Annotated in this window: 18 protein-coding genes and 1 riboswitch; of the genes, 4 read left to right on the top strand and 14 right to left on the bottom strand. The window is 55.2% G+C overall.

Going from position 1 to position 15,353, the window contains the following annotated elements:
* A riboswitch (SAM riboswitch) is annotated at positions 1-48 on the bottom strand.
* A gap of 36 nt (positions 49-84) precedes the next feature.
* From lnt to miaB, 7 genes are all read right to left on the bottom strand, one after another.
* Positions 85-1,566: an apolipoprotein N-acyltransferase gene (lnt, locus tag K3729_03985; protein ID UWR00934.1), complete on the bottom strand. Its 1,482-nt coding sequence runs from the start codon at positions 1,564-1,566 to the stop codon at positions 85-87.
* A gap of 10 nt (positions 1,567-1,576) precedes the next feature.
* Complete coding sequence (locus tag K3729_03980; protein ID UWQ99953.1) at positions 1,577-2,467, bottom strand: hemolysin family protein; 891 nt, start codon at positions 2,465-2,467, stop codon at positions 1,577-1,579.
* A gap of 34 nt (positions 2,468-2,501) precedes the next feature.
* Complete coding sequence (ybeY, locus tag K3729_03975) at positions 2,502-2,990, bottom strand: rRNA maturation RNase YbeY (protein ID UWQ99952.1); 489 nt, start codon at positions 2,988-2,990, stop codon at positions 2,502-2,504.
* A gap of 33 nt (positions 2,991-3,023) precedes the next feature.
* Positions 3,024-4,052 (bottom strand): PhoH family protein, encoded by a 1,029-nt coding sequence (locus tag K3729_03970; protein UWQ99951.1) that lies wholly within the window; start codon positions 4,050-4,052, stop codon positions 3,024-3,026.
* Positions 4,053-4,206: 154 nt separating this feature from the next.
* Positions 4,207-4,539: a hypothetical protein gene (locus tag K3729_03965; protein ID UWR00933.1), complete on the bottom strand. Its 333-nt coding sequence runs from the start codon at positions 4,537-4,539 to the stop codon at positions 4,207-4,209.
* 11 nt (positions 4,540-4,550) lie between these two features.
* Complete coding sequence (locus K3729_03960; protein ID UWQ99950.1) at positions 4,551-5,159, bottom strand: OmpA family protein; 609 nt, start codon at positions 5,157-5,159, stop codon at positions 4,551-4,553.
* A 186-nt stretch (positions 5,160-5,345) separates the two neighbouring features.
* Positions 5,346-6,674 (bottom strand): tRNA (N6-isopentenyl adenosine(37)-C2)-methylthiotransferase MiaB, encoded by a 1,329-nt coding sequence (miaB, locus tag K3729_03955; protein UWQ99949.1) that lies wholly within the window; start codon positions 6,672-6,674, stop codon positions 5,346-5,348.
* Between the two features lie 127 nt (positions 6,675-6,801).
* Here miaB and K3729_03950 point away from each other — a divergent pair, with 127 nt between their 5' ends.
* Positions 6,802-7,662, top strand: a complete 861-nt coding sequence (locus tag K3729_03950; protein ID UWQ99948.1) for a glycosyltransferase family 2 protein — start codon at positions 6,802-6,804, stop codon at positions 7,660-7,662.
* On the opposite strand, the gene K3729_03945 is transcribed toward K3729_03950, so the two are convergent.
* The 3 genes from K3729_03945 to K3729_03935 form a co-directional block, all read right to left on the bottom strand.
* Positions 7,659-8,204, bottom strand: coding sequence for a transposase (locus K3729_03945; protein ID UWQ99947.1), 546 nt, complete (start codon positions 8,202-8,204; stop codon positions 7,659-7,661). The two genes, K3729_03950 and K3729_03945, sit on opposite strands and share 4 nt — an antisense overlap.
* A 58-nt stretch (positions 8,205-8,262) precedes the next feature.
* Positions 8,263-9,021: a hypothetical protein gene (locus K3729_03940; GenBank protein ID UWQ99946.1), complete on the bottom strand. Its 759-nt coding sequence runs from the start codon at positions 9,019-9,021 to the stop codon at positions 8,263-8,265.
* 116 nt (positions 9,022-9,137) lie between these two features.
* Entirely contained in the window at positions 9,138-9,554 is a 417-nt protein-coding gene (locus K3729_03935; protein ID UWQ99945.1) for a transcriptional repressor, read from the bottom strand.
* 177 nt (positions 9,555-9,731) lie between these two features.
* Between K3729_03935 and fabA the strand changes: the two genes are divergently transcribed.
* Together fabA and K3729_03925 are read left to right on the top strand one after the other, a co-directional pair.
* Entirely contained in the window at positions 9,732-10,241 is a 510-nt protein-coding gene (fabA, locus tag K3729_03930) for a bifunctional 3-hydroxydecanoyl-ACP dehydratase/trans-2-decenoyl-ACP isomerase (protein UWQ99944.1), read from the top strand.
* A 5-nt stretch (positions 10,242-10,246) separates the two neighbouring features.
* Positions 10,247-10,600 carry a hypothetical protein gene (locus K3729_03925; GenBank protein UWQ99943.1) on the top strand — a complete coding sequence of 118 codons (354 nt, stop codon included), beginning with the start codon at positions 10,247-10,249 and terminating at the stop codon, positions 10,598-10,600.
* A gap of 11 nt (positions 10,601-10,611) precedes the next feature.
* Here the strand turns inward: K3729_03925 and K3729_03920 are convergent, their stop codons facing one another.
* On the bottom strand, positions 10,612-11,364 hold the full coding sequence (locus K3729_03920) for an SDR family oxidoreductase (protein ID UWQ99942.1): 753 nt from the start codon (positions 11,362-11,364) through the stop codon (positions 10,612-10,614).
* A gap of 60 nt (positions 11,365-11,424) precedes the next feature.
* Positions 11,425-12,057, bottom strand: a complete 633-nt coding sequence (locus K3729_03915; GenBank protein ID UWQ99941.1) for a MarC family protein — start codon at positions 12,055-12,057, stop codon at positions 11,425-11,427.
* Between the two features lie 161 nt (positions 12,058-12,218).
* On the opposite strand from K3729_03915, the gene K3729_03910 reads away from it, so the two are divergent.
* Positions 12,219-13,448: a beta-ketoacyl-ACP synthase I gene (locus tag K3729_03910; protein UWQ99940.1), complete on the top strand. Its 1,230-nt coding sequence runs from the start codon at positions 12,219-12,221 to the stop codon at positions 13,446-13,448.
* Positions 13,449-13,536: 88 nt separating this feature from the next.
* Here the strand turns inward: K3729_03910 and K3729_03905 are convergent, their stop codons facing one another.
* A complete protein-coding gene (locus K3729_03905; GenBank protein UWQ99939.1) occupies positions 13,537-14,175 on the bottom strand; it encodes a hypothetical protein in 639 nt (212 codons plus the stop codon).
* A gap of 84 nt (positions 14,176-14,259) precedes the next feature.
* Positions 14,260-15,336 carry a LysM peptidoglycan-binding domain-containing protein gene (locus tag K3729_03900; GenBank protein ID UWQ99938.1) on the bottom strand — a complete coding sequence of 359 codons (1,077 nt, stop codon included), beginning with the start codon at positions 15,334-15,336 and terminating at the stop codon, positions 14,260-14,262.
* Positions 15,337-15,353 lie beyond the last annotated feature (17 nt).

Raw genomic sequence — 15,353 nt, 5'->3', positions numbered from 1 at the left:
TGCTCCATTAAATCAATCTGCCACGTCAGGAAGCCGTTGTGGCAGGCTAGCATTGGACCTAGGCCTCTCCCCCCCTAGGGTCAACTAAAATTGTCGGCGACGCAAAGTCAGGGCGCACAAAGCGGCAAAAAGCAACACCAAGACCGGATAGTCGCCATATCTGCTGTAAGGGGTCGGCGGGCGGACATGGGGGAGAGCGACATCAAGGAAACCTTTTGTATTCATCGGGATTGATGCCGTGATCTGACCGTATGGATCAATCATCGCACTGACGCCTGTGTTTGCGACGCGGATCATCGGGATACCCTGTTCAATCGCACGTAAACGGGCCTGCGCGAGATGTTGGAAAGGCCCTGCGTCTTTGCCGAACCACGCATCATTGGTGATGAGAACGAGCGCGCGCGGTCGTACGTCCGTTCCGCCGACTTCTTCCGCAAAAATGCCTTCGTAGCAGATCAGGGGCCGGATTGGTCCGATGCCGGGCACATCAATCGTGCGGCGGCCTTGTCCGGGGGTGAACCCACCACCGTAGGACGACCCGAACCCTTGAGCACCCAATTCGTGTAGCAGATCACCGCCGGGCACATATTCGCCGAATGGCACAAGGTGCTGTTTGTCATAGAATGCGTCAATCACGCCGCCGCGCCCCAGCAGAATGAAACTGTTGTGGTACAGACCGCCTTCTGCCCTGTTCACACCGACAATCAACGGTGCACCGCGCGCCGCATCTGCGACCGCTTCGAGTTCGCTATCCGCGTAGTTCAGTAGCGTCGGTATTGAACTTTCTGGCCATACGATCAGATCAGGCACGTCGCCCTCGCCAGTGTATCCAATCATCCGTTCAAAGAAGATGTGGCGCTTGTCGATGTCCCATTTTTCGTCTTGCGGGGCGTTTGGCTGGATGAGGCGGACGATAGTGCTGCTGTCGCGCGGGGCGGTGTTGGAGCGGGTGATGCTGAAACCAACGACCAGCAGAACGATTGCGCCCAGCCCAACGGTCCCGGCAGTGATACGACCTGTCCCAAAGGCGGCGCAACTCAACGCAAACGAAACAACCGTCAGCGATAGCAAATGTGGACCACCGAGTGCGGCAAGTTCGGACACCATGGGAACTTCAAGCAAAACATGGCCGAGTAGCGCCCACGGAAATCCGGTCAGGATCAAGGACCGCAAGGCTTCGACCCCGACGATCAACAGACCAAGGCTAATCATGCCGCCATGGTAGAACCTGCGACTAAGCCCTGCCGCCAGCATCCAGAACAAGGCAAAGCCTGCAGCCATCAGGATCAGTGCAAAGGGCGCCATCCAGCCGTCGCGTTCCACATGAACCAGAAACGGCGAGATGATCCAGCGCAATGAAAAGCCGAAATAGCCAAGGCCCAGCGCCCAGCCGTGCCAAAGCGCTGTCCGTACATCGGGCGCGTTGCGCATTAGTACAAAGGCCACCGCAAGAGCGGCGACGCTGATGAACCAAAGATCGAAAGGCGCGTGACCAAGGCCGATCAAAACACCAATCAATGCAAGACAAAGCCCGCGCAACCGCCAGCCAAGACCGGCAAAGCGCATCGCCATCGCGTTAGCCATCTACGGCATCAGGCAATCGCACGCGCAACCGTTTGATCCGGCGGGGGTCTGCATCGACAACTTCGAATTCGATCCCGTCGGGGTGGCTTACGATTTCACCGCGTGCTGGTACATGACCGGACAACATAAAGACCAAACCGCCGAGCGTGTCGATTTCTTCTTCGTCGATCTCGTCGTGGGCCGTCAGAACGATCCCGATCTCGGATTCAAACGGTTCAAGCTGTGTTTTGGCGAGAGCCGAATAAACACCGGGGCTTTCCTGCACCCATTGTTTTTCTTCCTCGTGGTCATGTTCGTCTTCAATCGCGCCAACGACCTGTTCGATCAGGTCTTCGATTGTGACAAGCCCGTCGGTCCCGCCGTATTCATCAATCACCAATGCCATGTGTTTGCGTTCCTGCTGCATCTTCTGCAGCAACACGCCCAACGGCATGGATGGCGGCACGAACAACAATGGCCGCAGGATTTTGCGAAGATCAAATGCACCGGCATCCTGTTGGAAACCATAGGCCAGCGCGAAGTCTTTCATGTTCACGTTGCCAAGCGGCGTATCAAGGGTGCCGTCAAAGACCGGCAACCGTGTCAGGCCGCTTTCGCGGAACACGTCCATCAGATCGCTTTGGGAATGCGTGATTGGTACTGCCACGATGTCCGACTTCGGAATTGCGACATCTTCGACCCGCATGGACCGCAGGTTTCGCATCCCAGGCATGGCCGGTTGTGGATATATCAGATGCGGCTTGTCCGTGTCTGACGCAGGCGCATCGCCCGGACCACTAAAGGCATCAAAGAAACGGCCAATAAAGCCGCGGTTCATTTCTTCACTTTCCTCACCCAGCGCGCGTTGCGCCGCGTTAGAGGAGCCGTCCGTTGTGTCGCCCATTCATCCTTGCCTTAAACACACCCAAATACGCGGGTTATTCCCTATATGGGTCAGCTAACCCCAAATTGCCAAGGATTTCCGTCTCTAAACCTTCCATAAGGGCGGCATCCGGCTCATTTTCGTGATCGAAACCCAAAAGATGTAGGGTTCCGTGAACAATCAGATGGGTCACGTGGTCCTTGAATGGCTTTTCCTGTTCATCGGCTTCGCGCGCGCAGGTGTCATAGGCAATCGCGATATCGCCCAATTCACTATCAGGTCCCGAGGTCGGCAGCGTTGGCATTTCACCCTGCACTTCAGCGGCGCGTTCATCAGATGGCCAGCTGAGCACGTTCGTGGGTTTCGCCTTTTCACGAAAGTCTGCGTTCAACACAGCGATACGCGCATCGTCGCAAGCAAGCAGGCTGATTTCAAACGCGGACGGATCGAGCCCCAAGTGAGCAAGCGCCGCGTTCGATGCCAATTCAGCCACAGCTTCAAAATCCGCCCAGCGCGGATCTTCGATAATGCAATCAACGGTCACAGCGGTACCTCGAATTTTCGCGGCAAAACCGGTTCACTTGGGATCGTCTGCTTCGTAGGCTTCGATGATCGCTGCAACCAGCGGGTGGCGCACGACATCTTTTGAGGTGAAGTAGTTGAAGCTGATCTTCGGGATTGTTTTCAATAGCCGTTCGGCATCCCACAAGCCAGACGTCACCCCACGCGGCAAATCGATCTGGGTCCGGTCACCAGTGATCACCATCCGTGACCCTTCACCCAAGCGGGTCAGGAACATCTTCATCTGCATCGGCGTCGCGTTTTGTGCTTCGTCCAGCACAACAAATGCCCGCGACAACGTCCGGCCCCGCATGAACGCCAAAGGTGCGATTTCGATCCGTTTCTCTTCGATCAGCTTCGCGGTTTGTTTGCCCGGCAAGAAGTCATTCAACGCATCATAAAGCGGCTGCATGTACGGATCGACTTTGTCTTTCATGTCGCCGGGTAGATACCCAAGCTTTTCGCCCGCTTCGACCGCTGGCCGCGATAGGATGATCCGGTCCACTTCGCCGTTGATGTACATGTTCACGGCAACCGCCACGGCGAGGTAGGTTTTACCTGTCCCCGCAGGCCCGATCCCGAAGGCCAGTTCCTTGTCGAACAATGACCGCACATAGGCCTTTTGCGCTTCTGTACGTGGTTCGACCAATTTCTTACGCGTCTTGATTTCGACGCGTGCCCCGCTGACGCCTTTGAACAGTTCTTTCTGATCACCTGGTTCTGCGCCGCGCACCTCTGCCGGACCCATCCGCAATTCGCGGTCAATGTCGCCGTCTTCCAACGATTTACCCGCTTCAAGCCGCCCGTATAGCGATTTCAGCACATCAATTGCATTCTTGCGCGGTTCTTCTTCACCGATCACCGCAAGTTCGTTCCCACGCCGGATAATCTGAACAGATAGCCGATCTTCGAGGGTCGCGAGATTGCGGTCAAATTCACCACACAGGTCAATCAGCAGGTAATTATCAGGGAATGCGAGCAATGATTCAGACACATCATCACCGGTGTGAACATCGTTGTTCGTGGTCTGGTCGCTAGGGGTCAATCAACTCTCCTGATCAAGCGGTTCTGAAACTCGTGTTTGTATCGTTGCAAGATGCGCAGGTAGGCGCAAGTGCCGCATGCGACAAGGGTCTAAAACATGAAAAAAGGCCGCGGAATGAACCGCGACCTTTTAGGAAAATCTGAAATGCCCGAATTTAGAGCGGATCAGGAATGTCTGTACCTTCACGGAACGGGCCAGTCGCTGTCGCAGGCGGCGCTACACCGGAACACACAGGGCGCCCATCTGGTGTCAGACGCTCTGACAGGTAACCTTCGACGCCATCGTCGATGATCCAGTGATCACAGCCGTTTGGATCGACCCAGATACCAGCAACAAGCTGGGACAAGGATTTGCTGTCACGGCCCGCATCGAATGTGCGTTCCAGACCTGTACGCTGGCCACCTTCAAGCTGGCTTGCAAACAAATCCACGCAACCTGACAAGGACAAGCTAGCAACGAGCAGAGCGGAAACTTTTACCATTTTCATCATACTGCTCCTTACTTCAGACAAATGATTTCGACGCGACGGTTCGCGGCGTAAGCAGCAGCAGATGTACCTGCCTGTGCTGGGCGACGTTCACCGAACCCGCGGGATTCGACAACGTTAACACCAGCGTCTTGCGCAATGCCTGCAACCATATCGGCGCGGCGCTGGGAAAGACGCATGTTGTATTCGTCTGACGCGTTTGCATCTGTGTGGCCGTGGATCAGAACACCGTAAACGCCAAGGTTCGCGAAGTAATCCATCAGCTGTGCCTTGCGGCCCTCAGGGATCCAAGGCTCGTCGTTGGCGAACAATGTGTCGGATGGCACAACACCGCAGACTTCTTGGCGGCGGCAAACTGGGCTGCCGTCACGGTTACGGTGTGGTGACATGAAGCCTTCGAAGCCGTCGTCGAACACCCAGTGTTCACACCCATCCGGATCAACCCAGATTGTTGGCGTGTATTCTTCACCAACAATTGTGCGTGTCCCGTTCGCAGCTTCTGCGACAACTTCTTGTGCGGATACGGGAGCGGCAATCATCATCAACGACAAGGATGCCGCCGTTGCAATTGCACTCACCGCACGCGATGATTTTATGACATTCTTTTTCGCCACGACCATATCCTCGTTTTGCGTCTCTATAACAAAGACGGAACCTTTTACCGTCTACTCGCCTTACATTGGACATAGTTCTACCAGCATTGGGTCACTTTGAAAGAACTAATAACCACATATTGTGTCCGCGTCGGAAACAGTGACTATTAACACCCAACATTAACGTTAACGTAACAACAAATGCCGCCCCAATTATGGCGCGTCCGTCAAAATTCCGCCCAAAGAGTTACTTTCTGATCTGGTGATTCTCACTTTTCGAACCTGACCGATCACGTCCATGGGCGCTTCTGCGAAGACGGCATGAAGATATTCGGATTTCCCGATCATCTGACCCGCTTCACGACCCGCCTTTTCGAACAGGACCGAAACTTCGCGACCGACCATGCTTTCCTGTGTCTCAACCTGTTGTTCGCGCAACAAACTTTGCAGGCGTTGCAAACGTTCGTTCATCACGTCTTCTGGCAGCTGAGGCTTTTCTGCCGCTGGTGTGCCGGGGCGGGTAGAGTACTTAAATGAGTAAGCCTGCCCGTAGTGGACTTCGCGGATCAAAGACATCGTATCTTCAAAATCCTGATCAGTCTCGCCCGGGAAACCGACGATAAAGTCACCCGAAAGCAACAGATCTGGGCGTGCGCCGCGGATGCGTTCGATCAACCGAATGTAGCTTTCGGCTGTGTGTTTGCGGTTCATAGCCTTCAAAATGCGATCTGACCCTGCCTGAACGGGCAAATGCAGGTACGGCATCAGTTTCGAACAGGTGCCGTGCGCGTCGATCAACGCGTCATCCATGTCGTTCGGGTGCGACGTCGTAAAACGGATGCGTTCCAATCCGTCGACTTTGTCCAAGTCCCAAATCAGACCCGCCAAGCCGCCGCCGTGGCCGTGGTATGCGTTAACGTTCTGACCAAGCAACGTGATTTCGCGCACGCCGCTTTCCACCAGTTCGTTGGCTTCACGAATGATACGATCCGCAGGGCGCGACACTTCGGCACCTCGTGTATAGGGCACAACGCAGAACGCGCAGAATTTGTCGCAACCTTCCTGAACGGTCAAAAACGCGGTTGGTCCGCGCTTTGCCTTGGACCGCTTTGTCAGCGTCTCGAATTTGTCGTCATCAGGGAAATCGGTATCGAGCGCCTTTTTGCCCGCTTGCACGGCTTCATCCATCGCAGGCAACCGGTGGTAGCTTTGTGGCCCCACGACCAGATCGACCATCGGCTGGCGGCGCATGATTTCTTCGCCTTCGGCTTGGGCCACGCATCCGGTTACGCCAAATTTCAGATCAGGCTTTTCATCTTTCAACGCTTTCATACGGCCAAGTTCCGAATACACCTTTTCAGCCGCCTTTTCGCGGATGTGGCAGGTGTTAAGCAGGATCATGTCTGCGTCTTCGGGTGACTTGGTTTCGACATACCCTTTGCCGCCCAGCGCTTCAGCCATGCGTTCGCTGTCATAGACGTTCATCTGACATCCATACGTCTTGATATATAGCTTCTTCGGGGCGGGCGTGCGGTCTGACATCTGTGACATCCTAGCGAGTGCGAAATCAGTCGCTGTCCTACCCTGCACCGCCCGCGCTTGCAATGCAGGCAAACTTCACGGCAAAAGAGACGTAAGAGCAGTAGTTGATCCATACATGGGCCCGGACATGACGTATCCTGATTTAGCCAGTTTCCTGCGCACCGGCAAAGCCGCACTTGCCAAGGGGCCTATCGGATTGATCATGGTTGAAGACAACGTCGAAATCAGATCGACGATTGATCACCACCTGCGGGCCGGTTTTCAATCGCTTGTCGTCTTTGCCAGCGACGAAATCGCGCCCTTGGGCGGTTTAGACGACTGCGTCCACTGGGTCGGCCACGATATGTCAGACGACGGCGCGTTGGAAACGGCGGTGAATAGCGTTATCGCAGCAGCCCCCGGCAAATGGTTATACTACTGTTATAACGGCGAATATCTGCACTACCCGTTTTCCGAAGACCGCACGGTCGGCGAAATGCTGGCCTTTAACGCCGAAGAACGGCGCGAGACGATCCTGACCTTTACGGTCGATCTTTATGCAGGGGATTTGACGGAATCGCCGAACGCCGTTTCGTTGGAAAATGCGTATATGGACACGTCCGGTTATTATGCGCTGGCCCGGTGGAACGGTCAGGAATACGAAGATCGCCAGCTGGATTTCTTTGGTGGTTTGCGGTGGCGGTTTGAGGAACATGTGCCTTGGGTGCGTCGCCGGATCGATCGCGTCAGCCTGTTCCGCGCCCGTCCCGGTTTGGAATTGCAGGGCGATCACACCTTTAACATACCGGAATTCAACACCTACGCCTGCCCATGGCATAACAACCTAACGGCAACGGTTTGCTCGTTCCGCACGGCAAAAGCATTGAAATCGAACCCCGGCAGTCGCGATGCCATTCAGGATTTCAGATGGCGGTCATCCACACCGTTCGAATGGTCATCGACACAGTTGATGAACCTTGGGCTGATGGAACCGGGTCAGTGGTTTTAGAATAAGGCGTCTGCTACTGGCCTTGAGATCGTTGTCGCAGGCATCGCGACCTTCGGTGCAAACCTAACACCCTGCCCCCGCGTATGGAGCGATGACAACGCCCAATCACCGGGACGCGGCACCAGACCTTCTGACACCGGCGCATGGATAATCAGGTGTTCGTGCAGGTCGTAGTCGGATTGATCGCGAATATCGTGTTGCCAAAAACTGCGCTGCCAGATGCCTTTTTCCCGACGGCGGATCATCGCGGGGGATAGATCAGCGGTGTCCGGTTTAGGGCAATGCCGCGAAAAGGTGGATTTGACGATCCGCCAACGCGCGGCATGATCGTCGTCCTTGTCCGGCAAGCTCCAGATCATATGTAGGCGCGCGGGTAAGACCACGGCAGCCATGATTTGAAACGGCATCGATTTTCGGCAAACCCGAAAGGATTGGCGTAAGATATCCACTTGATCAACAAGCAGACGCGACTGCGGATCTTGCAGACGCACTGTGAAAAACGTGGCATTTGTGGCGAGCGCGGGATGAATGAAACTGGTCATACCCCAAGATAGCTATGTCTTGGTTAATAGAATCTGAATCGCTGTCGCACTGTCCGTATTAGCCGATTTGTTCTTCGTCCAAACCACTATGAGACGGTAGGTCATCGGCAGGCTTTTCAAAGCGTTTGAACAAAGCGAGGTCAGCCTTGCTTTTGGTGAGCCATGACAACCCGAAAGCCCAGATGCCCATCGCTTCAAACCAGAAGATCAGATTGTAGTCCAAGACCATTTCCCGACCGACGCCCCCGACAAAGCGCTTAAAGATGACTGCAACCGCCGTCAGGACAAGTGCTGCAACGATCCCCCAGCCGCACGCGATGTAGACGCGTCTGCGGCCCATCGAACAGGTGCGGGCAAATTTCACGAAGCAGAACGCAGCCAGACTGGAAAAGAAAACAAGCGCGGACAGATAGTGGATGATCGGTGTAAATTCCGCGCCGAGCATGTTCTGGGTCATGCTGGTCACCGTCACCCCGCCCCCTTCGTTCGGGAAGAACGCGACGCCAAAGGCCCCGATCCCTGCGGTGGTCGCCAACCAATCATCGTCGATCCATTCCCCTGCTTCACGGCGATACCCACGGTAGGAAATCAGGAACACGCCAATGGCGCACAACGTCCCCACAAAAATGTCGCGGTAGGTCGTGTGGTAGAAATCGCTGATCGTAGGTTCAATCCGGCCCGTTTCAGCGTCGATACGCGGATGATCAAGTAGACCACCCAGCACTAGGACAAGCGGCAAACACATGCCAAGAATGCCCAGCGCCGTGCGGACGCGCGTGAATGACAGAACCAGATCGGCCCGATGTTGTTCTGGCATGAAAACTGCCCCCGAAATCGACTTAAAGAAATTCCTGCGAAATAGCAGGTGTATAATGCCGATAAGACTGACAGTGTGTTTCTACTGAATCAAGGTCAGCGAAACCCGACCTGATCTTAAGTACGGCGCAGCCGAATCACGACATCAACAGATGCGATTTCAGCGCCAGCCGGTACGTCGGGCAATTTTGCGATTTCCAACTGTTCAGCGGCTGCATCGGTCAGCTTGTGATCGTCTTCCCAGTAGAAATGCGGGTGATCGCTGATGTTGGTGTCAAAATAGCTTTTTGACCCGTCGACGGTAATCTCGCGCATCAGACCTGCATCACAAAACGCACGCAGCGTGTTGTAAACCGTGGCTAGTGACACCTTTTCACCGTGCTTGGACGCCGCATCAAACAGGCTTTCGGCTGTGACGTGCCGGTTCTGACCATCGCCCACAAGCAATGTCGCAAGCGTGACACGCTGGCGTGTTGGGCGCACGTCGGCTGTTGCCAGCCATGATGTGCCGCGGTCTGTTGCTGTCTCGATCATCGACGGTCGTCTCCTTGCCTCTCTTAATATGGGTAAAAAACCGCTAGGATCAAATGAAAACACTTTTTCTGCATCGGATTTGGCTGATCTGACAGGCAAAGGGCACACCACTTGCCCTTAAGTTACCGCAAATGATACAGGTGAGCCAAAGCAACTAACCATAAAAGAGCCAGTCCATTGTCACAATTCCCGAGCAGTTTTAGCAAAGAAGACCTTTTGAAATGCGCAGCAGGCGACCTGTTTGGTCCCGGTAACGCGCAGCTTCCTGCCCCGCCAATGTTGATGATGGACCGGATCACCGAAGTATCCGCAGACGGCGGCGCGCATGGCAAAGGTCATATTGTCGCTGAATTCGACATCAATCCAGACCTGTGGTTCTTCGAATGCCATTTCCCCGGCAACCCGATCATGCCGGGCTGTTTGGGTCTTGACGGTCTGTGGCAACTGACCGGTTTCAACCTTGGCTGGCGCGGCTGGCAGGGGCGCGGTTATGCGCTGGGCGTAGGCGAAGTGAAACTGACCGGCATGGTCCGCCCAGAGCGTAAGATGCTGACCTACAAAATTGATTTCACCAAAGCGATCCAGACACGTCGTTTGACGATGGGTGTCGCTGACGGGATCGTCGAAGCCGACGGCGAAGTGATTTATCAGGTGAAAGACATGAAAGTCGCGTTGAGCGAGAGCTAAAGCCCTTGACGCGCAGTCCTTTCACATTTCACCGTCTTGCAATCGCCGGTCTCACGGCGATTGCACCTTGCCCCGCCTTAGCGGACGACGCGAACGCGCTTTCGCATGTCTTTGAAGAAGAACTCGGCGGCGTTTATTCCCAAGGCTGGTACGCACAGACCGTCGAAAATCGAAACGGCTCTGGCGCAAATCTTTATGTCGTAGGCGACGGCAAGTCTGGCGACTTTCACGGGATACTGTCGGTCGATTGCGACACGCCGCAAAATTCGAAATGGCTGGCTACGGGTGGTGTCGTATCGCCCGATGCAATCCCTTCCGAAGCCGTTATCGGATTTCGCAAAATGGCCTGCGAAAACTAAGCCGCGCGCCGCTAGTCCCGCAACGCAGGCAACCCCACCCCTGTGCTTTCAAACCCGCCGTCTGCTGCGACGATCTGACCTGTCACGAAGCTCGCTTTTTCTGAACAGAGGAACGTGATTACTTCTGCGATTTCGCGTTCTGTCCCGTAGCGGTTCAGTGGCAGCGCGTCGTGGTAGGCTGCGATGATTTCGGGCGAATGTACTGCCATGGCCAGTTTGGTCCTTACGGGTCCGGGGCAGACGCAATTGGCACGGATGCCGTATTCGCCCAATTCCGCTGCTTGCTGTTTCGTCAGTTGGATCACGGCCGCTTTGGACGTGCCGTAGGCCACGCGTAGCGTGGACGCCCGAAGGCCAGAGATGGACGCGATGTTCAAAAGCGCCCCCTTGGTTTCGCGCAATGCCGAAATGGTCGCCTGCGACACGAGGAACACACCGTCCAAATTGGTGTCCATCACCCGCCGCCAGCGTGCGAAGTCGGTTTCTTCAATCGGGCCAAAGTCAGCCACGCCTGCGTTATTCACCACCGCGTCGATCCGACCAAATGTGCGGGTCACGTCGGACACCATCGCATCCACGTCATCGGGCGATGACACGTCACACACGAAGGGCGACGCGTCATTTAGGCCAGCGGCAACTGTTCCAAGTTCGTCGGCGTCCTGATCCACCATCGCGACGCGCCAGCCCATTTCGATAAACAACTGTGTCGTGGCAAGCCCGATACCGCGCGCCGCCCCTGTGACCAAAGCTACTTTGTCTGACATGTTAACCGTTCCTGATCGCAATATTTTTGACGAAAAGGATAGCATCACATTGCGGCCTGTTTAGCCAGTGACGTTGATGATCCCGAGAACCTCAAACCCGTTGAAGATGGAATCGACCGCGATAGTCGCCAGAATAATCCCCATCACGCGACTGATCACGCTAGCCCCTGTGTTGCCGATAATTTTGAAAATCTGTCCGGCGGCCAACAGCAACAGCAGTGTAAACAGCAGCACCGCGATCAGAAGCCCTGCGGTAACAGCCTGTTCGGCCACAGTATTCCCACGATTATCGGTCAGGACCACGATCCCCAGCATCGCACCGGGCGATGCGATTGACGGCATCGCCAGCGGAAAGACCGCACCGGACAAGTGATCGCGTTCGGCCTGATTGATTTCATCGGCTGGTTTTGAATCACCAAAGATCATCGACAGCGCGAACAGGAACAGCACCACACCGCCCGCCACCTGAAAAGATCCCAACCGCAGCCCAAGTAATTCGAGCACATATTGCCCTGCGACAAGGAACCCCAACAGCACCAGCGTCGCGATCAGGACCGCGCGCGCGGCAAATCTGCGGTGCAATTCGACCGGAACCGCCGCAGTCGCGAACAAGAATACCGGCACACTGCCAATTGGGTCGATCACAACAAAGATCGTGATGAGCTCGCGCAGTATTCCAGCCCAGTCGATCATAGTCACCTCATCTGCCGAAGGGACCAACAATCCGGCCCAAATTGAATTCATCCTGAAATAGCATGTCACAGATACGAATGCACCTGAACGGGCGCCCCTTTCTTCTTGCGCCTCTCAGGCAGGGTCGCCTAAACAGGCATGGACTTAAAAAAGGACTGATCATGCGTCGCGTCGTCGTTACAGGCTTGGGGATCGTATCCCCTATCGGAAATAATGCAGACGAGGTTCTGGCCTCTTTGAAAGCCGGGAAATCCGGCATTGAAGCCAGCCCCGATATGGTTGAACACGGCTTTCGGTCCCAGGTCGCGGGCACTGTGAAGTTGAACGTGGCCGATCACGTGGACAAACGCACGTTGCGGTTCATGGGGCCGGGTGCGGCATATTCCTACATCGCGATGAAGCAAGCGATTGAAGATGCCGGTCTGGAAGAAGACCAAGTGGTGAACCCGATGACGGGTGTGATTGCCGGTTCTGGTGGTCCGTCTACATCTGCGATGTTTGCCGCACACAAGGTTGTAGAAAACACCGGTGCCACAAAACGCATCGGGCCATTTGCTGTGCCAAAGACGATGTCGTCCACGGTATCTGCAAACCTCGCGACGGCGTTCCAGATCAAGGGCATGAACTTTTCGATCACGTCGGCCTGTTCCACGTCCCTGCACTGCATCGGCATGGCAGCCCAGCAAATCGCGCTTGGCACACAAGACACGATGTTTGCGGGCGGTGGCGAGGAATTGGATTGGACATTGTCCTGCCTGTTCGACGCAATGGGCGCGATGTCGTCCAAATATAACGACACCCCTGAAAAGGCGTCCCGTGCGTTTGATGCAGGCCGCGATGGTTTCGTGATCGCAGGCGGTGGCGCGATGGTTGTGCTGGAAAGCCTTGAGGCCGCACAGGCACGTGGTGCAAAAATCTACGCCGAAGTGACTGGCTTCTCAGCCACATCCGACGGTGCTGACATGGTTGCCCCATCCGGTGAAGGCGGCGAACGTGCAATGCGCGGCGCTTTGAAAACGCTGCCTGAAGGCCGCAAGGTCAGCTACATCAATGCACATGGCACATCGACTCCCGTGGGTGATGTTGGCGAAATCGAAGCCGTTCGTCGTGTATTTGGCGAAGGCAGCACACCACCTGTGTCATCTACAAAGTCCATGACAGGTCACAGCCAAGGGGCCACTGGTGCGTCCGAGGCTGTTTACTGCCTGTTGATGTTGGAAAATGATTTTATCGCGCCGTCAATCAACGTGGAACATCTGGACCCCGCATTGAAAGCCGAGGAAATCGCGACCGAAGTGGTCGAGAACGCAGGGCTGGACACCGTCATGACGAATTCATTCGGGTTCGGCGGGACAAACGGGTCGATGCTGCTGAGCAAATTCAAGGGCTAAGCCCAACGATCACACGACACAAAAGGGGCACATCTGCAAAGATGTGCCCCTTTTCGCATTCTAGGTCTGGGTTAGAAGAGCGCGCCCTTTACGGGCAACCTTCGCCCTCGCACGTGTAGCTGTCGGAACTAACACGGACCAAACCGAGGTTTTCGGTTTCGACCACAAAGGCACCATCGACAAAGTCTGTCAGGATGCCTTCCAAGCGCGCAGAACCGCCGACCAAGGTGACTTTACCGCCAAAAGCAAAGGGAACTTCGTCGTTACCTTCTTGCGGCAAGCAATCAACACCTGCGCAGTTGACTGTGTCGGTGTCGATTTTGATTTCGCCGATGTTCGTCGCCAAGACGTATTGCCCATCGACGATATCAATCAGGTGACCCGACAGGGATACATTACCGACTTTGGACGTCAGGGTCACAGGTTCGCCCGCCAGTTCAATATGGGTGCCGTCCGGACACGCCGCACCAACGCAGGACAGACCGTCCAGCGGAATTGCGATCATGCCGATGGCTGAATCGATTTTGACCATACCATTGGCGACTTCTAGGAATTCGCCCGTGATATCTTCACCGCCTTGGTATTTCAGCGTGACTGTATTTTCTGTTTGCGCAAAGCCTGCAGTCGCGAGGCCACCACACAAAGCAGTGGCCAAGGCGATCGTCTGTGAAAGCCCGCCGAGACGTGCGACCATAGGTTTGGAGTTTGGACTAATTTGAGTGCACATATTTCCATTCCGGTTTGCAGACAGCGCAAATGCGCTGTCCTTGGTTTCGGTTTCTTTGGGCGTACAAGACTGCATGAAACCCGATTACTCGCCGTAGTAGGCTTGGAAACCGGACTGTACGGTTTGGAACCAAACACCGTTGCCGCGGATGTTTTCGAGGCCAGTATTGATCGCTTCCAAGATCGCATCACCGTCTTCGTTGTTTTGTGAAACAAAGACCGTCAAAGCGATGACTGCGTTCACTGCATTGTTCACAGCAACGTCGTCTTCGATGTCCAATTTGGACAGAAGATCAGCCGCCTGACGCAGTTCCATTTCAACAGCATCGACAGATCCGGCGACCAACTGCTCAAAACAAGCTTCAGGTGTTGCTGGCTTTTCATACGTCACCGCGTCGTCTGAGACACCACCAGAGGACATCACGAATGCGCCATAGCCTTCAGGGATACAGATCGTTTTGCCTTCGAAATCTGCGTAAGTCTCGGTTGTACCCAGTGGGCTGTCAGCAGATGTAATCAGACCAGTTACGATTTCGTAGACCGGGTCGGCGAAGCGGAAATTGTCGCAACGCGCTTGCATGTCTTCGGACAGGCCGCCTGCTTCGCAATCAGGTGCAACCCACGGGAATGTGCCGTCGAATGCGCCTGATGGCACCAACACGTCAAGGTGCGAACCCCAGTCGTTGATGAATGTAATGTCAGCTTCGACGCCTGTGTCGACCGTTGCAAGTGCTTCGCGCACCAGCTGTGTCACAACACCGCCGCCGTTTGCGTCTTCGTCCGTGTAAGGTGGGTAGTCGTCGCCAGTCACAAGACCGATTTTCAGCGTTGTCGCTGGTGCGGCAGCTGGGGCCGCAACGGTTTCTTCAACAGCGTCTTCTGCTGGTGCTGCGGCAGCAACGGAGGCAAGCGTGCCGTCTGCACAAGGCAGTTCCAAACGCATCCCTACGGAAATAGAGTTCGGGTTGCGACCGATTTTGCTACGGTTTGCATCCCAGATTTGCTGAAAGTTGATGTCGCCATAGGCAGACCGCGCGATACCGCTCAGTGAATCGCCCGGCTGGACAGTATAAGATTCACACGCCTGTTGCGCCTGTGCTGCTCCAGCAGCCATCACAAGAATGGAGCTAGCCACACCCAGTTTCAATTTCGTTCCGATCATTAGTTCACCCTTCATTG

This window comes from Rhodobacteraceae bacterium S2214, assembly GCA_025141675.1.
Taxonomy (GTDB): domain Bacteria; phylum Pseudomonadota; class Alphaproteobacteria; order Rhodobacterales; family Rhodobacteraceae; genus Yoonia.
This window is presented reverse-complemented; position numbering and strand designations above follow the sequence as displayed.